This window comes from Roseibium litorale (genome assembly GCF_014842915.1).
GTDB classification, from domain to species: Bacteria; Pseudomonadota; Alphaproteobacteria; order Rhizobiales; family Stappiaceae; genus Roseibium; species Roseibium litorale.
Genome location: NZ_JACYXI010000028.1, coordinates 1 through 20,891, shown reverse-complemented (window position 1 = coordinate 20,891; position 20,891 = coordinate 1). Strand labels below are relative to the sequence as shown.

Here is a 20,891-nt window from a genome sequence, read left to right as displayed (position 1 = left end):
GCTCAATAACGCCATGTCGATCACTCCATAGCCCCCGCTGAAAACACGCGAGGGAAGGTTCAAACATGGGTCAATTCTCAATGGAAATATCAGGCCAAGCCGGGTCACTTCTCAATGGAAATCAACACGCAGTCTCTCTGGCCTTTTCCAGCTTTGGCCACTGCTTTTGCTTGCGTGGCTGTTTCTGGCACCGGCAACCGTGCATATCCGCTGGTGGTATCAATATGTGCCGCACGGCAAGGAAAAGCACTTCATCCATTGCACCTATCTGGGCATTGAAGGGCTGGTGACGCCGGACTTCCCACCTGATTGCCCATTCTTCGCACTCATCAACCCTGATGATTGGAGGTGAGGACGTGACCCAAAAAAGTTCCCGCCCGCAATCTACCTATCGGGATTATCTGGATGATCATCCGTGGCCTATTGGCGATGCCGCGCAAAACCTGCCGAACGTCTGGTGGGATTTTAATACCTCGCGTGATCCGTTCATAGCCAGACAGATGGACGATCTTTCGAAGTCCGAAGCCGAACGCCGTGATGAGCAAGTTGAGCGAAGTTCGGGAACGATCAAGGAAGCTCACCCGCAACATAACCTGCGCCCACCCCGTTCGTTCTTAAAGAACAGAGAAGACCATGATGCCTGCCGAGCTTGGCTCAAGGAGCAACAGGACCGCGTGATGGCACAGGCGGGAGTGGGCGTGAAGGAACCGTACGAGCGTGAGATAGATAACCCGCAGGTTAAGAAGAGTATTGAACCTTCATGATGACGTTCAATTTGCAGAAAAGGAGAGCAAAAAAAGAACAAAATCATTGACGTTACTCAAAATATAGGATTTTATTCCTTATATTTTGAGTATTGATACGAAAAAAATGAAAGGAAAAGAAATATGACTACTCAGCCTCAAGAAAACCAAGGTCCGGTAGAGAATTTTAGATTTAAGAACATTCAAGTCACCGTGTGGCCTCGCGATAGGCATGACGGCGGCGTGTTCCATGAAATCGAAACGACGCGTTCCTATAAGGACAAAAATGGAGAGTGGCAGAAAACCCATCTCCTGACGGACGATCAAATGCTGATTGCGCACAGCCTTCAGCGTGACGCGATCAAGCTGATTCAATCCCTCAAAAAGCAAGATAGGACAGCGCAGAATTCACGCCAACAGGCGCAAACCGGGCCGGTTCAACAGGAGAACCAGAACTGGGATAGGCAGCGCCTCGCTCAAGAACAGCAACGCGTAATGGACAATGCACCGGAGCATAGGCGTTCCTCTCCGGCTCCTGATTACTCTCCCGAGCCGTAATCGACATGGTCTCAACGTTTAGACGCGGTGCCTGGTTGGGCACCGCGCATCACACCCATGAGAAAGGAGGGATGCTGCAAATGAACAAGCAAGACATAGAGACTTATCTTGATAATCCGGCCCTAATGCCAATCGACACGGAGCGTATATTGTCTCACCCATCTGTGTTGGTCGATTACGAGCTGTTCGCCCATCATCTCGATAATCAGGAAATTCCTGAGGAATGGAGAAGGGAATACGCTCAGCTCGTTTGGAGTATTATCCACCAGATGATGTCCTGGGGCTTTGAAATTCATCCGTTTCAGCAAGTCGAGGGCGTATGTGGACAAATTGGCGAGGAAAACAACATTCCTGCCAAATCTTCCGCAAGTCGCGGTAAGATATCTCAAAGCAAACAATAATTTATGGAATTGCCATGGCACTTATTAGTGCCGTGAGGAATAGGAGTCTGTCATGCAGAAATTTAAGGAGGCGGCGCAAGAACCTAAAAAAGCGGTCATTTACTGCCGCGTTTCAGGAAAAAAACAAACCAAAGACGGAAGCGGCCTAAGCAGCCAGGAATACCGCTGTCGTCAATATGCTGATGCCAAGGGCTATTCGGTAGAAGAGGTTTTCCCTGACGATGTGTCGGGTGGTGGTGATTTTATGAAGCGCAAGGGCATGGTCGCTCTCCTTCGATATCTTGACGACCATCCGAACGAACAGTTTGTCGTGATTTTCGACGATTTGAAACGATACGCGCGCGATGTGGAATTCCACTTGAAGCTTCGCCGTTTGATGCATGAGCGCGGTGCTATTCGGGAATGCCTGAACTTCAATTTTGAAGATACCCCAGAAGGCAAGCTCAATGAAACGGTGACTGCCGCCGCAGGAGCCTACGAACGGGAGTCGATGGCCCGGCAAAATCGTCAAAAGAGTATCGCGCGTCTTGAGCAGGGCTTTTGGGTGTTTCGGGCACCCGTCGGCTACAAATATGTGAAATCACGTCAAGGTGGAAAAGAGCTGGTCCCGGATGAGCCTTTAGCAAGTGTTGTCCGCAACGCTCTAGAGGGGTTTGCTTCCGGCCTCTTTGCGTCACAGACCGAAGTGCAGCGCTACTTGGAAAATGATCCCTATTTCCCGAAGGACATGCCGGGTGGTCGGCTTCGCCCCCAAACGGTGCCGCGATTACTGCGCAAACCGATCTATGCGGGTTACGTCTATAGCGAAGAGTGGGGCATTTCCGTCCGTGAGGGAAATCATGAGGGATTGATTAGCAAGCGAACGCATCAGCGTATCATCGACAAGCTGGATAGAGGCGTTTACGCCCCGGCCCGAAAAGACATCAATGATGACTTCCCTTTGCGGGGAGCTGTGTCCTGTTCGTGCTGCAACACCCTGCTAACTGCTGGATGGAGTCGCGGCTGCCGCCAGCCCTATGCCTACTATCGCTGTCGTAACAGGTCATGCGATCTCTATGGCAAGGGTATCAGGCGCGAAGTGATGGAAGCAGACTTTCAAAAGCTTCTGGCAGCAATCCAACCATCAAGAGAGCTGACTGCTATGGCCTCGGCCATGTTCCATCATTGTTGGGATCAGTTTGAGGCGCAGGCAAAAGAGATGAAAGTCGCGATCCAGAAGAAGATGGTTGGGCTGGAAAAGGAGATTGAGCGAATTGTGGATCGCGCCGTTGATGCGTCGAACCCGCGTGTTATCTCCGCCTATGAAAACAAGATTGAAATGCTCGAAAAAGAGAAGCTTGTGATGGCTGAAAAACTAAAGAATTCGGGCAAGGCTCGGTACAGCCGAGGAGATTTGTTTGAACTATCCATGCGGTTCCTTACAAACCCGCGGAAAATATGGGATTCTGGCCGGTCAGACCTGCAGAAAATTGTGCTTCGTTTGGTGTTTTTAGGGCCTTTTAAATATAGCAAGGAACGCGGCTTTTTGAACTATGAAACTACCTTACCTTTCAAGGCGTTAGGCGGTTTAATGTGCTCTGAATATCCTGTGATGAAAAATGGTGCTGCCGGAGAGATTTGAACTCTCGACCTCTCCCTTACCAAGGGAGTGCTCTACCCCTGAGCTACGGCAGCATCTGCGGTGTTTCCTCTGGTTTTAAACCAGCCTGAGGGTCAGGAGCGGAAGAACCGTTTGCTTGACTCCGGCGGCGGGGCCAACCGGAATGCGGTGGCTTTTGCCACAGTTGGCCGGGGGGCGCAAGCGTCCTCTTCCGGTTTTTTTGAGAAGAGCTGGTTTGGACCCGCGCAAGAGGTTTCGAACCTGCGGAACGAGCGTGAAAAATGGCGCAGAACAAGGGCTTGGCAGTTTTCAGGAGGGCGCATCATGGCTGTGGAAAGCTTTGCCGGGCAGGACCGGTTAGTGTGACGTCTCCAACGTGGACAGGCGCGTCCATAACCCTTGCCCCGTGATCGGGCTTGAGGCAGGAAGGAGCAAGGATCAAAATGGGGCAGGGCGGACATCTCCGCCTTTCAGGAACAAGAGTTCAGGGACATCCGACATGAGCGATGCCGAGGCAGAGGGAACGGGCGGGGCCGGCCAGGACGAAACCCGGTCTTCTGAAGAGCTTGCCCAAAGCCGGCAGGCGAAGAAAAAGCCTGCAAAGCCGACGCGCGAGGAACGTCTTGCCGAAGCGCTGCGGGCAAATCTCCGCCGCCGCAAGGCTGCAGCCAAAGAGCGGGCCTCTTGAGAGGTCATTGGCTTCTGACAAACGCGAGGCTTCAGAGGGTTCTCCGCGCCGTCCCGGCCTTGAGCCGGGACCTGTCCTGAATCCAACATGAGACTATAGGCGGGATCCCGGATCTCCGTCACGTCGTCCGGGATGGCGCAGTGGAGAGGTTTGCCATCGCTCTCAGTGGTCCTCTGGGCCGTGTTGACCGTCGCAGCTTCCGCAGGATGACCCGCCCTTGCCCGGTTTGGGCCGCAAAACTCCCGGCTTCCGCCAAGTCATTGCCTTGCGCAGGCCACATCTTGCGTGTAGACGGCGGAGCAATACATAGATTTCCGCGCCGGGCGTCTGCTTGCGCCGGGGTGAGACAGACTTCTTGGGGGTTTAAGCGGTATGGACAGCATCAAGGTCGTGGGCGGCTCTGCGCTGAATGGGGTGATCCCGATTTCCGGCGCCAAGAACGCGGCCCTTCCGCTGATGATCGCCTCTCTTCTGACGGACGAGACCCTCACGCTCAGCAACGTGCCGCGCCTGCGCGATGTCGCCCTGCTGACCCAGATCCTGCAGAACCATGGCGTCGACTATTCGGTCAACGGCAAGCGCAACGGCCAGGATGAGCTGGAAGGCCAGACCCTGCATCTGACCGCGCGTGAAATCGTCGACACGACCGCGCCCTACGAGCTGGTCTCGAAGATGCGCGCCAGCTTCTGGGTCGTCGGCCCGCTGCTTGCCCGCATGCGCGAAGCCCGCGTGTCTCTGCCCGGCGGCTGCGCCATCGGCACCCGTCCGGTCGACTTCTTCATCGACGGCCTTAAGGCCCTTGGTGCAGATATCGACATCGAGGCCGGCTATGTGGTTGTGAAGGCGCCGCAGGGCCTGACCGGCAACCGCGTCGTTTTCCCGAAAGTCTCTGTCGGTGCGACCCACACCATCATGATGGCTGCGACCCTTGCCCATGGCGAGACGGAAATCGTCAATGCGGCCTGTGAGCCGGAAGTGGTGGATCTCGCCAATTGCCTGAAGGCCATGGGCGCTCAGATCGAAGGCGCGGGCACCCCGACCATCCGCATTCAGGGCGTCAAGCGCCTGCACGGCGCGCATCATGCCGTCGTCGCCGACCGGATCGAAACCGGCACCTACGCCATGGCCGTTGCCATGACCGGCGGCGATGTGCTGCTGCAGGGCGCCCGCGCCGATCTTCTGGAAAGCGCGATCGAGATCCTGCGCCAGACCGGCGCGGACATCACGGAAACTCCAGAAGGGCTGCGCGTCTACCGCAATGGCAACGGCATTCAGCCGGTGGATATCACCACCGCGCCGTTCCCGGGCTTCCCGACCGATCTTCAGGCCCAGTTCATGGCGCTGATGACCCGCGCAGGTGGCCGCAGCTGCATCACTGAGACCATCTTCGAGAACCGGTTCATGCATGTTCAGGAACTGGCCCGTCTAGGTGCCCAGATCCATATCGATGGCCGCACCGCCATTGTCGACGGGGTCAACACCCTGCGCGGCGCGCCGGTCATGGCAACGGACCTCAGAGCCTCCGTGTCCCTGGTGATTGCCGGTCTTGCTGCAGAAGGCGAGACCCATGTCAGCCGCGTCTATCATCTGGACCGCGGTTTCGAGCGGCTTGAAGACAAGCTGACCCGCTGCGGAGCGCAGATCGAGCGCATTTCCGGCTGATCTGCCGCTTTCTACCGGATTGTCAAAGCCGGATTTAGCCGTTAGGTCATGATCCTGCGGGCAGCCTCCGGGCTGCCCGTCTGATTTGCGGCCGCAGCCCGGCCGCCGGACACTTGGACTTCGCCGCCGGCCTTCCGGCCCGGCCGCCATCAGGGATGACGCTGCACGCCATGGACCGTCTGAGACTTGCCGCTCTCGATGCCGAAGACCTTCAGGTCGTTTCCGCCCATGTTCAGGATGCCGTGATGATCGTCGGCGACATCCGCTATATGCCGCGTGAGCAGAAGGCCGTGTTCGTCATGAACCGCTTCGTCTGGGACAAGGCGCGGGATAAGCGCAGCCGGCAGCACGAGCGCCGCAGGACCGCGCTGTCTGTCTCGCGGGTACTGGACATGAAGGTCTCCGGCATCCGTCAGGACACCAGAGACACCGTGCTTGAGCTTCTGGCCGTTACATTTGAAGAGACCGATGCGCCCGCAGGCCGGATCCGGCTGACCTTCGCTGGCGGAGCCGCCCTCGTGCTGACCGTCGAATGCATTGAGGTTCAGATGGCCGATCTCGGCGCTGCCTGGTCCACACCCAATCTTCCGAGCCACGAACTGGACTGACACCTGACAGATTGGGGTCCGGGCCTGAAGCTGCCCCAAAGCTGCCCTGTGCTGAAAACTGGAGGCTTCGCCTCCCTGACATTGGAACTGAGGAGCCTCTAGCGTGGCGATACGTCTTTCAACTCTGGACGCCGATTTTGAGACCCGCTTCACCGGGCTGTTGTCTGGCAAGCGCGAAGTGTCCGAAGATGTCGATCATATCGTCCGGGATATTCTGGAGGATGTCCGCAAGCGCGGGGATGAGGCGGTTCTTGAGTACACCGCGCGGTTTGACCGTCTGAGCGTTGGCTCCATGGCCGATCTGCGGGTGACTGAAGCTGAGATCGAAGCGGCTATGAAGGCTGTGCCGCAGGATGTTCTGGATGCCCTGTCGCTGGCGCGCGACCGGATCGAAAGCCACCACGCCCGGCAGATGCCGAAGGATGACCGCTACACCGATCCGGTTGGGGTTGAGCTTGGCTCGCGCTGGACGGCCATCGAGGCCGTCGGTCTTTATGTGCCCGGCGGCAAGGCATCCTATCCAAGTTCCGTTCTGATGAATGCAGTGCCGGCCAAGGTGGCGGGCGTCGAGCGGATCGTCATGGTGGTGCCCAGCCCGGACGGGGATCTGAACCCGCAGGTTCTGGCGGCTGCCCGTCTGGCTGGCGTTTCCGAGATCTACCGCATTGGCGGGGCACAGGCCGTTGCCGCGCTGGCATTTGGGACAGAAACCATTGCGCCGGTCAGCAAGATCGTGGGTCCGGGCAATGCCTTTGTGGCGGCTGCCAAGCGCCGCGTGTTCGGCACCGTCGGCATCGACATGATCGCCGGTCCGTCGGAAGTTCTGGTCGTCGCCGATGCGGAGAACGATCCGGACTGGCTGGCAGCGGATCTTCTGGCCCAGGCCGAGCATGACGAGGTGGCCCAGTCGATCCTGATCACCGACAGCGCGGATCTCGCTGCCGCCGTGGAAGAGGCCGTCGAGCGTCAGCTGAAGACCTTGCCAAAGGCGGCGATTGCGGGTGCCAGCTGGCGCGATTTCGGTGCGGTCATCGTCACGAAAGACCTGGACGAGGCGATGCCGCTGGTCAACCGGATCGCCGCCGAGCATCTTGAGCTGGCCGTTGCCGATCCGGAAGCGCTCCTTTTGAAGGTGCTCAATGCGGGCGCCGTGTTCATGGGCCGTCACACGCCGGAAGCGGTGGGCGACTATGTTGGCGGCTCGAACCATGTTCTGCCGACGGCCCGCTCAGCCCGGTTTTCGTCTGGCCTTTCCGTTCTCGACTTCGTCAAGCGGACGTCTATCCTCAAGTGTACGCCGGAGTCCTTGCGGGAGATCGGCCCTGCAGCCATTGTGCTGGGTGAGGCGGAGGGCCTTGCCGGTCATGCTCGGTCGGTCGCGGTCCGCCTCAACCTTTGAGGCGGACGCAAGGTCTGGGAGGAACGTTGCGGAAGTGATGGCAGGGTCAACAGCAGGGAGTGTCAGGCATGGATGAAGCGGCCGCTCTGAAGGCGGGAGACGTCGGCGGAAAACTGGTCGATGTCATTCTGGACGAGGAATCCATTGCCCGTTCGACACCGGATGTCGAACATGACCGTGCCGTCGCCATCTATGACCTGATCGAGGAAAATCAGTTCCAGCCGGTTGGCTTGCCTGTCTCGAACTATGTTCTGCGCCTTTCCGTGGTGGAAAAGCGGCTGGTTCTGGAAATCCGGAGCGAGGCCGGAGACGTGCTGGTCACCCATGTCCTTTCCCTGTCGCCGCTGCGCAAGGTGGTTAAGGACTATGATCTCATTTGCCAGAGCTATTATGAGGCGATCCGCCACGCCTCGCCAAGCCAGATCGAGGCGATCGATATGGGACGGCGCGGTGTGCACAATGAAGGCTCGTCCATTCTGATGGAGCGTCTGGAGGGCAAGATCACGGTCGACATGGTGACGGCCCGGCGTCTCTTCACCCTCGTCTACGCCCTGCACTGGAAAGGGTGAGCGGAGTGACCGGGCCGGGCGTCCGTCCGACTGCGGTTTTATTTGCCTGCAGCATGAATGCGGTGCGCTCACCCATGGCTGCGGCGATTACCCGCAACCTGTTTCCAAATCAGATCTATGTGCGTTCTGCGGGGGTTCGCAAGGGCGAGAGGGATCCCTTTGTCGATGCCGTGATGGCGGAAATCGGCATGGACACCAGCAAGCATCAGCCCAAGACCTTCGACGAGCTGGATGAGTCGGGCTTCGATCTCGTCATCACGCTTGCGCCGGAGGCGCACCACAAGGCGCTCGAGCTGACCCGGACGGAGGCGGTCGATGTTGAATACTGGCCAACAATGGATCCGACCCTTGCCACCGGCAGCCGGGAGCAGATCATGGATGCCTACCGGGGCATCCGCGACCAGCTCCTGATGCGGATCAAGAAGCGCCTGGCCTGGACGCCTGCGCCGAGCGGCTAGGGGAGGGGCTGCAGACCCTTCGAGTCTCGCGATATTCCGCTCTGAGTGAGGGCGCCTGGTGCCGGGATAACAGTCTCTTTGCAGTCCGCCTTTCTCCGGTGGAAGAGGCGCTTACGCGTCCCACTTCGCCGCCAAAATTCGTAGAGCTTGCTGAATCGGCGCTTTTGTGGGAAAGAGCGCGGAAACAACGGTTCACTTTCCAGCGGCGATCCGTTAGGTTCGCCGCTCATCTGAACGCCTTAATCAGGATACCATATGGCCAAGGAAGAAGCTCTGGAGTTCCCGGGCGTCGTCACGGAACTGCTGCCCAACGCGACCTTTCGCGTGAAACTTGAAAATGATCATGAAATCATTGCCCACACGGCTGGACGTATGCGCAAGAACCGCATCCGCGTTCTGGCTGGCGACAAGGTTCTTGTCGAAATGACCCCGTACGATCTGACCAAGGGTCGTATCACCTACCGTTTCAAGTAGACCCTCGCAGCGTCACCGAAACAAGGCCCTGGCAGGCATGACTATGGCACCTTCATTGATCCTGGCGTCCGCATCACCGCGCCGCCTGGCTCTGCTGCAGCAGATCGGCATCGAGCCCGATCATCTGTTGCCTGCCGATATTGACGAGACACCGCGCAAGCTGGAAACACCGCGCGCGCTGGCTCTGCGCCTTGCCAAGGAAAAGGCGGCGGCCGTACGGGCAGTCGCCGATGCCTCCTCTGATCTGAAGGGTGCGCTGGTTCTTGCAGCCGATACGGTTGTTGCTGTCGGGCGCCGCAACCTGCCCAAGACCGAGCTGACCGATCAGGCCCTTGCCTGTCTGTCCCTTCTGTCGGGGCGCGGCCACCGTGTCTTCACCGGCATTTGCGTTCATGCGCCAGATGGCAGGGTGCGGACCAAGGTGGTGGAGAGCCGCGTGCGCTTCAAGCGCATTGGCCGCCGCGAGATGGACAGCTACATCGCCTCGGGCGAGTGGCGCGGCAAGGCAGGCGGCTATGCCATTCAGGGGCTTGCCGGCAGCTTCGTGACCAAGCTCACCGGTTCCTATCCAAATGTTGTCGGTCTGCCCCTGAGCGAGACCATGACACTGCTGTCGGCTTCCGGCTATCCTGTCCACGGGAAATGGGCAGCGTCTGCCGCCGGTTGACCTCATTTTCCGGCACGTAGGCCAATCCTGCCGCCGGCTGCCAATTCATACGAGAGAGGGCGACATGACCCAGACACCGGATAAGACACCGGCAGAAAACACGCGCCGCATGCGCCCCTGTCCGATCTGCTCCAAGCTCTCGACCACGGAAGACTATCCCTTCTGCTCGCCGCGTTGCGCCAAGGTGGATCTGCACCGCTGGTTCTCCGAGGGCTATTCCATCCCGGTCGTGGAGACCGATGACATTGACGATCCGGACACGGATACCTTCACCGGCTAATAATTTTGGTGGGATGCTCTCATTTCAGACGGCAGATCGTCTGATTTGCCGACTGTTTGGGCAAGCTTGTAAAAAATATCGCTTGTCGTGAAAAATTCTTCACTGTCATAATGGATCTCGTAAACCCGTGGCATAGACGGGTTCGGCAGTTGGGGAGGAAAGCCTGCCGGCAAACACGCCGGCTGCTTCCGGTCTCCTGCTGTTGATGATTGCGGTTCATGCCGGCCCGTATTTCAATGGCTGGTGATGGGCGCGAGGGCCGGGCAACGACCCGGATCAAAGGCGAGGCTCTGATGAAAAAGTTTCTGTTTGGCGCTTCGGCGCTTGCTCTGACTGCGGCATTCTCTGGCGCCGCTTTCGCGGACTACACCCTGACCATCCTGCACACGAACGATCTGCATTCGCGCATTGAGTCAATTAACAAGTACGACTCGACCTGCGGGGCGGAAGATGAAGCTGAAGGTAAGTGCTTTGGCGGCGTCGCCCGTGTGAAGGCGAAGGTCGACGAGATGCGCAAGGCACTCGACGGAAAGAACTACCTGCTGCTCGATGCCGGTGACCAGTTCCAGGGCTCGCTCTTCTACACCTCGTATAAGGGCGCCGCGGCTGCCGAGTTCATGAATCTGATTGGCTATGATGCCATGGCTGTCGGCAATCATGAGTTCGATGACGGTCCGGCCGGTCTTGCAGGTTTCCTCGACAAGGTGAAGTTCCCGGTTATCTCCAGCAACCTGGACATGGCCAACGAGCCGCTTCTGAAGGACCGGGTTGCAGAAACCCTCGTGTTCGAGCGTGGCGGCGAAAAGATCGGCGTGATCTCCTCCCTGGCTGAAGATACGGTTGAAACCTCTTCTCCGGGCGCTGGCGTCGGCTTCATCAATTCCGAAAACGCCCTCAAGGCGGCGGTTGCCAAGCTTCAGGCTGAAGGCGTCAACAAGATCATCGCGCTGACCCACGAAGGCCTGCCGAAGGACAAGGAAATCGCGGCGACCGTTCCGGGTATCGACGTGATCGTGGGCGGCCACTCGCACACGCTCCTGTCCAACACACAGGAAAAGGCTGAGGGCCCGTATCCGACCGTGGTGAAGAGCCCGGACGGCAAGGACGTGCCCATCGTGACTGCCTATGCCTACAGCAAGTATCTTGGCGATGTCCAAATCACCTTCGATGACGAAGGCAATGTGATTAAGGCGGAAGGCGAACCGATCCTGCTCGATGCGTCCGTGAAGCCGGATGAAGCTGTTCTGGCCCGGGTCGCGGAATTGGCCAAGCCTCTGGATGAAGTCCGCAACCAGGTGGTTGCCGAAAGCACCGGCGTGATCGAAGCTGACCGCACCATCTGCCGTGCGCAGGAATGCCAGATGGGCAATCTGGTCGCTGACGCCATGCTGGACCGCGTCAAGGCGCAGGGCATCCAGATCGCTATTCAGAACGGTGGCGGTCTGCGCGCGTCCATTGATGCTGGTCCGGTCACCAAGGGCGAGGTTCTGACGGTTCTGCCGTTCCAGAACACGCTGGCAACCTTCCAGCTCAAAGGTGCGGACGTTGTCAAGGCGCTTGAGAATGGTGCCAGCCAGGTGGAAGAGGGAGCAGGCCGTTTCTCTCAGGTTTCCGGCCTGAAATACACCTTTGACAAGTCCAAGCCGGCAGGCGAGCGGATCTCTGACGTTATGGTTGAGGAAGACGGCAAGTTCGTCCCGATCGATCCGGAGAAGGTGTACGGAGTTGTATCTAACAATTACATGCGCGCAGGCGGTGACGGCTACAAGGTGTTCGCAGCTGCCGGCATGAATGCCTATGACTTCGGTCCGGACCTCGCAGATGTTGTTGCGGATTATCTGGCTGCGAAAAATGGCTACACTCCCTACACGGATGGCCGCATTACCGCCAAATAAGCTTTGACCACGTCAGGCAAGGATCAAAGTGATCTGGAAGGCGCCTCGTTCTGCGGGGCGCCTTTTTACGTTTTAAATTCTTGAGGACCATGCCGTTTCATTCCCCATTTGGGGGATGTGCCTGAATTGCGCTTAGGGCTTTGTGGTATTTGAGTTACGTGTGGAAACTTTACGAAACGTCAGGCTAGCAGGGTGCCCTGAATTTTTGTAATCTCAATAGTTGTGAATTTAGAGGGGGCGGCGGGGGCATGCCGGTCAATTGCAGATCAATTTTTAACTTATTCATTTGTCTTGGGATTTGTTTTTTGGCTGTAGCGCCTGATTCGTCAGCTTTTGCGCAGGGGGCGAATCCTCAGGCCAGCAATGAACTGAAGGCCCGGCAGGCGCATTTGCTGACGATTCTTCTGAAACAGCCGGACAATCTCGACGTTTCATTCGAATACGCGATGATTTCCGCTCAGATCGGCGATTATGAAGCCGCGATCGGCACGTTTGAACGCATGCTGATCTATGCGCCGGGTCTGCCGCGTGTTCAGTTGGAACTCGGGGTGCTTTATTTCCGTCTGGGCAGCACGGATGTTGCCCGCAGCTACTTTGAAAGCGCGATCTCAGGACCTGATGTGCCGCCGGAGGTTCAGCAAAGGGTCGATGAGTATCTCGTTGCCATCGGCACCAGCGAGAATCCCGCGAAGTTCCGCGCGACGGTGATTGCCGGAGCGCGGTATCAGAGCAACGCGAATGCAGGTCCCGGCGACCGAAGCGTCAATCTGAATGGCGTGAATTTCCTGCTGAACCAGACCTCGACCGGCCAGTCCGACGTCAACGGGTTTGCCGCAGCCTCTCTCCATGGCGGTTATGATCTCGGCACGCAGGGCGACCTTCTGGAAGCCGATCTTCTGCTCTTTGGCGCCCGCTACGCAGACCTGTCGAAGCTGGACACCGGCCTTGCGGAACTGACCTTTGGGCCGTCGTTCAACATGCGGCGGTTCAATGTCGACAACGCCCGTCTTGGTTTCTACGGCATTTTGTCCGGCGTGCGCCTGGATACCGCCAATTACCTTGGTGCCATGGGTCTGGGGTCCCGCTTCGCCTGGCGCGTGGATCCGGCGACGACGCTCTCGGGCAAGTTCGAGTTCCGCTACCGCTGGTACCATGACACGGTCACCTATTCGACTGTGTCCGATCGCAATGGCCATTTCTACAAAGGCGGATTGACCTTGACGCACCAGTTCTCCCAGAACTGGGCAGGCCGGACGCTGATCTTCGGCGATTATGAAGAAACCGCCAAGGCGTGGGAACAGAGCTATGAAATCGGTGGCGGCGTTGGGGCAACCTACAAGTTTGCCTCGCCGTTCCAGGCTCTTCCTGACCGCTGGTCCATCGACCTGGAAGCCGGCTATATCCGCCGCCTTTATGACAGCCCGGATCCGCTGATCAACAAGAACGACAGCCAGAACGACCATGAGGGCTGGGTGCGCGCCGCCTTGAATGTGCCACTGAAGAATGACTTTTCGATCGGTCTGACCGGCGAATTCCGGCGCGTTTATTCCAATTATGATCTGGCGACCTACAGCAACGCTTCGGCGATGGTGTCTGTTGCGAAGAATTTTTAAAGGGGCTTTTCATGACCCGCCGCCATATTCAAAGACTTCGTTATTTCGGCCTTCTGGCCGCGATTGTTCCTGTCACCGCAGCGGGTGTGATCACAGCTCCGGCCATGGCCGCATCCCAGGTCGGTGTAGCCGCTGCCGTCAACACCTCCGCGTTTGGCACTGCGCCGGGCCTCAGCCGCAAGACCAAGGTTCTTGGCGACAACGTCATCTACCGGGAGCGGATTGAGACCACCGGGTCCGGTCTGGTCCAGGTTCTGCTCGTTGACGGCTCCACATTCACGGTCGGCCCGAATTCCGATCTGGTGATCGACGAGTTCGTCTATGATCCCAACACGGGTCAGGGCAAGCTGGTCGCGAGCCTTGGCAAGGGTGTTGCGCGTTTCGTCGGCGGCAAGCTGTCGAAGAACAAGGCCGGGGTCAATGTGAACACGCCGGTCGGCACCATCGGGATCCGCGGCGGCATCGCGAACATGGATCTGACCTCGGGTGGCGGCGTCTTTTCGCTCCTGTTTGGCGAGGAACTGACATTTACCGGCCGCAATGGTGAAACCAACCGGGTTTATGAAGCCGGGTATACGCTGCAGGTCAGCGGAGGCGGAGCAAGCTCAGAGGTTCGCCGGACCACCCAGGCTGATCTTGGCGGCGTCCAGCAGGGTTTGTCCGGCAAGCCGGGGCAGAGCGGCGGAGCAACGCAAAAGCCGACGGAAGCATCCGTCACGGATTCCGGCTTCACCCAGGCGAACTCCGATCTTGGGGTGACGAACACCCTGCCGGCGCCGAAGCCTGAGGTGGTTCAGTCAACGGAAGTGACTGAGACGGACGAGACGCTCGTCCAGATCCAGGAAACCACACAGGACGAGACCGTAGAGGAAATCACGGAAGAAAACCCGCAGCCCGAACCGGAGCCCGAGGTTGTCACCGTTCAGGTGCGGATCCTGAAGGCGGGGGATACGTTCACTCCGTCCTGGAACCCAAGCATTGTTGTGAACAACCCGGGCGCCCAGGGGATTTTGGGTGGTTCTGACGGTATCAACGAGAATGTCATTTTTACCGGCGGCGAAATCTATTCCGGATCTGCAACGGAGCTGTTTTACGCTCAGGTGGATGGAAATCCGCTGTTCCAGTTCATCTATGGAGAAGAGCCGTCGCTCTTCTTTTACAGCCAGACCTACCTGAACGACGATGAGGATGTGATTCAGCAAAACGGTGCTGTCACCGTTCCTGCCGCTTCGGTCGATTTCGATCCGTCCTATGGGGAAATCAGCGGGTTTGGCCGTGGTGTTCAGGTCAGCAACGAGGACTTCGTTGCCTTTGCGCATTTTCCGGCGGTCTCTTTTGATACCAACGGCCCGGTCTATGATCCTGATGGCGCAAACATGATCCTGGGCCTCTATGGGGTTGGAACCGACTGGAGCCAGTTCAACAAGACTGAAGCCCAGGTGCGGGAATACAGTCTATCCTCCGATCCGCTCACTACGTTTGTCATGGGAACGGAAACGGGCGATGGCGGGCTGATCCCGCTTGAGACGGACGCCCTGTTCATGAACCCGCTCGTCGCCCAGTTGATGGGCACGAGCTTCATGGAAGAGATTGAAACCACCGAGCTTCTCATGATCCAGAGGGATCCGTCGACGCTTCGGAACTCTCAGGTTCTGGCCAGCTCCTTCCTTATCCAGGGAACTGGGAGCAGTCAAAAGTCCTTCATCTCTCTCGCGGTAGGAAACATCTTTGACGATAACGGCACTCTGACCTACGACACAGGCCGCCGCGGCAGCCACCGGATGGACGCCAGCCAGTCAGGTGCGCATTACGGCGGTGCCATTCAGACCATCAGCGGCCCGGATGGCTCAAATTTCTTTGGGTCCGATGCCCAAAGCTTCCTCATCGGGGGAGCTGTTGACAACGAAGATCCATATGGTGAGGGGTATATTCTGCGCCCTAATACGCTTGATCAAACAGATACTTTGAGCATGAGCTTCCATGTGGGCGTGCTGGATCACGAAACGCCGGTGTCATCGTTCGAGCGGACCCAGCGGACGCTTGCCGGTTTCGCGACGGGCGTTTTTGAATCGGGCACCAATGTGGTGGGTGGCGTTCTTCAGCCCAAGCTTTTCGCCAGCAGCAGCGTGGATGATCTCACCCTCACATTCCTGCCGGACGCCAACACCCTGACCGCCGAAGTCAAGGTCGAGGATGTGCTGAACGCAGACAGCGAGCTGGACAGCTATCACTTCGGCTTCGGACGGAATACGAATGGCGGAGACAGTGGCCGCGGCACGTTCATCGACAATGACACCTATGCAGCGCGGGAGCAGCGGGACACTTCGGCTGCCTATGTGGTGACCGACAACAATGTCACCGTAACCCAGCCAGAGGGAGACAATCCCAACAGCTATCTCATTCCCGATACGCTGCTGCCCGGAGCCGATGCGGATATTTTCGCAGGCGTCAACCGTTGCACCTGCGCCTTCCTGGAATGGGGCTATTGGGGCGCGTCGGTCCAGCTGAATGGCTCAGATGCTCAGGCCAACCTGACCAACGGCGAACGCTACGACAACATGCATCTTGGCACCTGGGTTGCCGGCAACGCCACCCAGAGCGCGGATCTTCCGTCCACCGGCACAGCCACTTACGCGGGGCATGCGGTGGGCAGCGTCGTGAACAACGGCGCGCAGTATCTGGCGGCTGGCAACTTCGGTATGGAAGTCAACTTCAGCACCCGCAATGCAACCGCTGCGGTCACGAACTTCGATGGCCGGAACTTCGGAGCAAGCATGGCCGAAGTCACGACGGAGTCAGGCGCCAATCTGTTCAGTGGCTCGATTACCGGTGCTGGCGAAACGATGCAGGGCCAGTTCAACGCCTCCGTGGTCACCGGCCCGGACAGCGTCATGGATGGTGTCATGGGCAACTTCACCGCGACGGACGGTGCCGGCTGGTCCGCCACCGGCATCACTGCCGGCGCCCTGCAATAAGACCTCAAAGGCCGCCCTCGAGGCGGCCTTTGAGTGATGACACACCTGTGGCCTCTCCATCGTCATCCTCGGCCTTGTGCCGAGGACCTATATAAGTCAATGGCTTGCAGATAGCCGGGACAAGCCCGGCCATGACGAACGGGAAGAAATCCTACTTTGTCAGCAGTCTGAGGCCGCCCTTGAAGCGGCCTTTGAATTTAAGGGCATGCCGAAATCGCGATGGTCTCCCTCTCGCCGTCCCTGCCTTGCTCCGGGACCGGTCTCCTCGTTCGGGTTGAATTAAGATCCCTGATTTTCGCCCCGCTGCCTCCGGGAGCAGCGGGAAGGGGAGGCCATCGGCGAGGGTTGGAGAAAATCGCCCCGGATCAGGTTTTCCCCAGGCGGGAGAGCTTGTGCAAACTACTGAAACATAAGCTTTTCTGCGATTTTTTCAGGTCTTTAGAGCTGCTTCTGAAATGCCGCTTAAAAAAGTCTTTGAGGCGCTGGACAAGCGCTTTGCCAGCTTCTATAAGACCCAAGCTTTCAGCGCGGCGGAACACTCCGCAGCCAAGATGCCCGGATAGCTCAGTTGGTAGAGCAGCGGATTGAAAATCCGCGTGTCGGTGGTTCGAATCCGCCTCCGGGCACCACTTCCCAAAAACATAGTTGGTTTTCAAAGAGTTCCTCTTAAGCGCTTTGCCTGCCGTACGGGCCTCGGTTGTCTGTTGCGGTGCACAGACAGTTCTCTCATGAGGTGGCAACTGGTCCGGAACGTGCCTGTTTCCTCCGTCGCGGCAACTGATCCCCGCCTGCAAAGCGGCGGGAGGACGCTTCAGGCCGTTTTTCTCCATTTAAGCCATTGAAATCGTCTGCATTTTCTGCTGAGTTTAGGGCTCTAGGGACATCGCTAGCATGTTCGTCAAACAAGAGCGCAACCATCAAGCGCTCAGCCTTTAGCTGTCAGCTCCGGCGGCCTGCCTGGTTCGGGCGCCTATCAACGTCAGCTGCAAGTCCTTGAAACAGAGAGGAAGTCCGAATGACCTTTTTCAAGTCCATGAAAGCTATGGCGGCTGCAGGTGCCCTGCTGCTGGCTGGCGGCGCCGCGCAGGCGCAGGACATCAATTTCTTCACCATCGGCACCGGCGGCACCGGCGCGACCTACTATCCGATCGGCGGCGTTATCGCCAACGCCATCTCCAATCCTCCGGGCTCGCGTCCGTGTGATGAAGGCGGCAGCTGCGGCGTGCCGGGCCTGATCGCTTCGGCCGTGTCTTCGCGCGGTTCCGTTGATAACCTCAACGCCATTTCCTCGGGTCTGCGCAACTCCGGTTTCGCCCAGTCCGACACGGCCTATTGGGCCTACACCGGCACCGGCACCATGGAAGGCAAGCCGGCCGCAGAAGACCTGCGCGCCATTGCTGCCCTGTTCCCGGAGCATATCCACCTGGTCACCCTGGCTGACAGCGGCATCAACTCCGTTGCTGATCTGGCCGGCAAGCGCGTCTCCCTGGATGAGCCGGGCTCCGGTACTTACGTGGATGCGAAGCTGATCCTGGAATCCTTCGGTCTCGGCGTCGACAAGGTGACCGCAGAAGCTCTGAAGCCGAACGCGGCTGGCGACGCACTGCGCAACGGCCAGATCGATGCCTTCTTCTTTGTTGGCGGCTATCCGACCGGCGCGATCGTGGAACTGGCTTCCGCCGTCAAGATCAAGCTGGTGCCGATCAGTGGTGAAGGCGCAGACGCCCTGACCAAGGAGTACGGCTTCTTCTCCGCATCCGACATTCCGGCCAACGCTTACGAAGGTGTCGGCGACACCCCGACCGTGGCCGTTGGTGCGCAGTGGATCACGTCCGCCAAGGAATCTGACGACCTGATCTACAACATCACCAAGGCGCTGTGGAACGAAAAGACCCGCCACCTGCTGGACACCGGTCATGCCAAGGGCAAGTCGATTACCCTTGAGACAGCCCTTGATGGCATCGGCATTCCGCTGCATCCGGGCGCAGAACGCTTCTATAAGGAAGCTGGCCTGATCAAGTAAGGCTGCAAAGCTGGAAAAGCGGGCTCCGCGGAGCCCGCTTTTCGTGTTTCTGATCATTGAGTTTTTCTAAGAAGGGCGGGGGCGATGAGCAGCAAAGAATTGACGCCGGAAGAACTGGCGGAGATCGAGCGCAAATATGATCCGGAGCTGGCGTTCCGGCCGACAGGGCCAAAGGCGGCCCATGTGATCGGCGCCATTCTGGCTGCCATGTCGATCTATCATTTTTATGCAGGCGGCTTCGCCCTGATCCCGGAGCTTCTGCACCGGGGCATTCACCTGGCTTTCGTGCTCAGCCTTGCGTTTCTGCTGTTTTCCTGGCGCCGCAGTCCCGTCGATCAGGTTCAGGCCAAGGCCTGGTGGTGTCTGGATGGCGTGCCGCTTCTCGATATCATCTGGGCCGTTCTCGGGGTTGGCGCAGCGCTCTATCTGCCCTTGCTGCCACCAGAGGCCCTGGCACAGCGGGTCGGCAATCCGTCCCAGCTCGACATCTTCATGGGCAGTGCGCTCATTCTGCTAACGCTTGAGGTCTGCCGTCGCTCGGTCGGGCCAACCCTGCCGATCATCGCCATTGTCTTCATGCTCTTCGCGCTCTACGGGCCCTATGCGCCCGGCCCGTTGAAGCATGGCGGCACCAGCTGGCTTGGACTGGTCAACCATCTCTACATGACCAACCAGGGCATCTACGGCATTGCCATCGGTGTGATGGCGAAATACGTCTTCCTGTTCATTCTCTTCGGCGTTCTGGCCACCCGCATCGGCCTCGGCCAGCTGTTCATTGATCTCGCCATGGTCATCGCCGGGCGCTATGCCGGCGGCCCCGCAAAGGTCGCGATCTTCTCTTCCGCCTTCATGGGCACCATCTCCGGCTCCTCAATTGCCAACACGGTGACCACAGGGGCCCTGACGATCCCGGCCATGAAGCGCGTTGGTTATCCGCCGCATTTCGCCGGAGCCGTGGAAGCCACGTCCTCGACGGGCGGTCAGATCACACCGCCGATCCTGGGGGCTGCTGCCTTCATCATGGTGGAATATCTGCAGATCCCGCTGCGCGATGTTCTGGCCGCGGCTCTGTTCCCGGCCTTGCTGCATTATTTCGGCATCTTCATCATGGTGCATCTGGAGGCCAAGCGCCTGGGCCTGCGCGGTCTGACCAAGGACGAGTTGCCCAAGCTCGGCATCGTGCTGAAGCAGCATTGGCTGTCGATCATCCCGCTGATCATTCTGGTCTACATGATCCTGACCGGCCGCACGCCGGACTATGCGGCGGTTTATGGCATCATTGCCTGCGTCATTGTCGGGGTGTTGAACCCGGTCAACCGGCTCACCATCAAGGATCTTTGGGAAGCGCTCGGAGATGGCGCCCGCAACACCATTGCGGTTGGGGCTGCTGCTGCGACGGTCGGCATCGTGGTTGGAGTGGTGACGCTCACCGGCGTCGGCTTCCGTCTTGGCTATGTGGTGGTGCAGACCGCCAATGACATCGGCGCCGTGCTCGGCTCTTTCTGGCCGTTGTCCTATGCGACTATTGCTCAGTGGTCGCTGTTCATGTCGCTGATCCTGATTGCCTTTGCCTGCATCATCATGGGGGCGGGCATTCCGACAACGGCGACCTATATCATTCTGGTGGCGGTGGCAGCGCCCGCTCTGGCCGTGCAGCAGGTTCAGCCGCTGGTCGCCCATTTCTTCGTGTTCTATTACGGGGTTCTGGCCGACATCACGCCACCTGTGGCACTTGCTGCCTATGCGGCGGCGGGCATTGCGGGGGCGAACCCGTTCCAGACCGGCAACACGGCCTTCCGCCTCGGCATTGCCAAGGCGCTGGTGCCCTTTGTCTTCGTCTATTCGCCCTCGCTGCTGATCGTCGCCGACGGCTTCACCTGGCAGGCGTTCTTCATCACGCTGGCAGGGGCAGCCATGGGCATTGGCGGGCTGGGCACGGCCTTCTCCGGCTTCTTCCTGGCGCCCATGCCGAAGTGGCAGCGCTGGTGGGTGGGGCTGGTGTCGCTGCTGTTCATCGCTCCCGGCCTCTCCACCATGGCGCTTGGCCTGGTCCTGTGGGCGCCGATCGTGCTGCTACAGGTGAAGGAGCGCAGGACGCTGGCTGCCTGAGGAGAGCAATCTCTGAAAGCAAAGAAGGCGGCCTCATCGGGCCGCCTCAGACTGCTGACAAACCCGTAGCATTTGCTTGTGGTTTTTGATTCAGTGTCTTTATGTTGAAGAAGCCCGGCCCCGCCCAGACAGCGCTCGAGATTGTGACGCTCGATCAGCTTGTTCCCAA

19 protein-coding genes and 2 tRNA genes are annotated in these 20,891 nt (G+C 58.6%); 20 read left to right on the top strand and 1 reads right to left on the bottom strand.

Annotated features, from left to right (window positions below; translation table 11 throughout):
• The first annotated feature begins 166 nt into the window (after positions 1 to 166).
• The 5 genes from IG616_RS22610 to IG616_RS22590 all read left to right on the top strand — a co-directional run bounded on the left by IG616_RS22610 (position 167) and on the right by IG616_RS22590 (position 3,323).
• On the top strand, positions 167 to 352 hold the full coding sequence (locus tag IG616_RS22610) for a hypothetical protein (protein ID WP_192151214.1): 186 nt from the start codon (positions 167 to 169) through the stop codon (positions 350 to 352).
• A gap of 4 nt (positions 353 to 356) precedes the next feature.
• Positions 357 to 764 (top strand): hypothetical protein, encoded by a 408-nt coding sequence (locus IG616_RS22605; RefSeq protein ID WP_192151212.1) that lies wholly within the window; start codon positions 357 to 359, stop codon positions 762 to 764.
• Between the two features lie 123 nt (positions 765 to 887).
• Positions 888 to 1,301: a hypothetical protein gene (locus tag IG616_RS22600; RefSeq protein WP_192151210.1), complete on the top strand. Its 414-nt coding sequence runs from the start codon at positions 888 to 890 to the stop codon at positions 1,299 to 1,301.
• A gap of 80 nt (positions 1,302 to 1,381) precedes the next feature.
• Positions 1,382 to 1,702: a hypothetical protein gene (locus tag IG616_RS22595; RefSeq protein ID WP_192151208.1), complete on the top strand. Its 321-nt coding sequence runs from the start codon at positions 1,382 to 1,384 to the stop codon at positions 1,700 to 1,702.
• Between the two features lie 52 nt (positions 1,703 to 1,754).
• Positions 1,755 to 3,323 carry a recombinase family protein gene (locus IG616_RS22590; RefSeq protein ID WP_192151206.1) on the top strand — a complete coding sequence of 523 codons (1,569 nt, stop codon included), beginning with the start codon at positions 1,755 to 1,757 and terminating at the stop codon, positions 3,321 to 3,323.
• Here IG616_RS22590 and IG616_RS22585 read toward each other — a convergent pair.
• Positions 3,302 to 3,376, bottom strand: a tRNA-Thr gene (locus IG616_RS22585). The genes IG616_RS22590 and IG616_RS22585 overlap by 22 nt on opposite strands.
• Before the next feature lie 425 nt (positions 3,377 to 3,801).
• Here IG616_RS22585 and IG616_RS22580 point away from each other — a divergent pair.
• The 15 genes from IG616_RS22580 (at position 3,802) to IG616_RS22510 (ending at position 20,722) form a co-directional block, all read left to right on the top strand.
• Positions 3,802 to 3,990, top strand: a complete 189-nt coding sequence (locus IG616_RS22580) for a hypothetical protein (RefSeq protein ID WP_192151218.1) — start codon at positions 3,802 to 3,804, stop codon at positions 3,988 to 3,990.
• A gap of 372 nt (positions 3,991 to 4,362) precedes the next feature.
• Positions 4,363 to 5,652: a UDP-N-acetylglucosamine 1-carboxyvinyltransferase gene (gene murA, locus IG616_RS22575; protein ID WP_192151204.1), complete on the top strand. Its 1,290-nt coding sequence runs from the start codon at positions 4,363 to 4,365 to the stop codon at positions 5,650 to 5,652.
• Positions 5,653 to 5,822: 170 nt separating this feature from the next.
• Positions 5,823 to 6,260, top strand: a complete 438-nt coding sequence (locus IG616_RS22570; RefSeq protein WP_192151202.1) for a DUF2948 family protein — start codon at positions 5,823 to 5,825, stop codon at positions 6,258 to 6,260.
• Between the two features lie 103 nt (positions 6,261 to 6,363).
• Positions 6,364 to 7,659 (top strand): histidinol dehydrogenase, encoded by a 1,296-nt coding sequence (gene hisD / locus IG616_RS22565; protein WP_192151200.1) that lies wholly within the window; start codon positions 6,364 to 6,366, stop codon positions 7,657 to 7,659.
• A 68-nt stretch (positions 7,660 to 7,727) separates the two neighbouring features.
• Positions 7,728 to 8,228 (top strand): UPF0262 family protein, encoded by a 501-nt coding sequence (locus tag IG616_RS22560; protein ID WP_192151198.1) that lies wholly within the window; start codon positions 7,728 to 7,730, stop codon positions 8,226 to 8,228.
• A gap of 5 nt (positions 8,229 to 8,233) precedes the next feature.
• Positions 8,234 to 8,686: an arsenate reductase/protein-tyrosine-phosphatase family protein gene (locus IG616_RS22555; protein ID WP_192151196.1), complete on the top strand. Its 453-nt coding sequence runs from the start codon at positions 8,234 to 8,236 to the stop codon at positions 8,684 to 8,686.
• Between the two features lie 255 nt (positions 8,687 to 8,941).
• Positions 8,942 to 9,160 carry a translation initiation factor IF-1 gene (infA, locus tag IG616_RS22550; RefSeq protein WP_006939340.1) on the top strand — a complete coding sequence of 73 codons (219 nt, stop codon included), beginning with the start codon at positions 8,942 to 8,944 and terminating at the stop codon, positions 9,158 to 9,160.
• A 37-nt stretch (positions 9,161 to 9,197) separates the two neighbouring features.
• Positions 9,198 to 9,827 carry a Maf-like protein gene (locus IG616_RS22545; RefSeq protein ID WP_192151194.1) on the top strand — a complete coding sequence of 210 codons (630 nt, stop codon included), beginning with the start codon at positions 9,198 to 9,200 and terminating at the stop codon, positions 9,825 to 9,827.
• Positions 9,828 to 9,891: 64 nt separating this feature from the next.
• Positions 9,892 to 10,107 carry a DNA gyrase inhibitor YacG gene (yacG, locus tag IG616_RS22540; RefSeq protein ID WP_192151192.1) on the top strand — a complete coding sequence of 72 codons (216 nt, stop codon included), beginning with the start codon at positions 9,892 to 9,894 and terminating at the stop codon, positions 10,105 to 10,107.
• A 293-nt stretch (positions 10,108 to 10,400) separates the two neighbouring features.
• The gene (locus tag IG616_RS22535; RefSeq protein WP_192151216.1) at positions 10,401 to 12,002 is read left to right on the top strand and encodes a bifunctional metallophosphatase/5'-nucleotidase; all 1,602 of its coding nucleotides are present in this window, start codon (positions 10,401 to 10,403) and stop codon (positions 12,000 to 12,002) included.
• 389 nt (positions 12,003 to 12,391) lie between these two features.
• Positions 12,392 to 13,615, top strand: a complete 1,224-nt coding sequence (locus IG616_RS22530; RefSeq protein WP_192151189.1) for a surface lipoprotein assembly modifier — start codon at positions 12,392 to 12,394, stop codon at positions 13,613 to 13,615.
• An 11-nt stretch (positions 13,616 to 13,626) separates the two neighbouring features.
• A complete protein-coding gene (locus IG616_RS22525) occupies positions 13,627 to 16,590 on the top strand; it encodes a FecR family protein (protein ID WP_192151187.1) in 2,964 nt (987 codons plus the stop codon).
• Positions 16,591 to 17,143: 553 nt separating this feature from the next.
• Positions 17,144 to 17,219 (top strand) — tRNA-Phe (locus tag IG616_RS22520).
• Positions 17,220 to 17,605: 386 nt separating this feature from the next.
• Positions 17,606 to 18,613 (top strand): TAXI family TRAP transporter solute-binding subunit, encoded by a 1,008-nt coding sequence (locus tag IG616_RS22515; protein WP_192151185.1) that lies wholly within the window; start codon positions 17,606 to 17,608, stop codon positions 18,611 to 18,613.
• Between the two features lie 84 nt (positions 18,614 to 18,697).
• Positions 18,698 to 20,722, top strand: a complete 2,025-nt coding sequence (locus IG616_RS22510) for a TRAP transporter permease (protein WP_192151183.1) — start codon at positions 18,698 to 18,700, stop codon at positions 20,720 to 20,722.
• Positions 20,723 to 20,891: the final 169 nt, after the last annotated feature.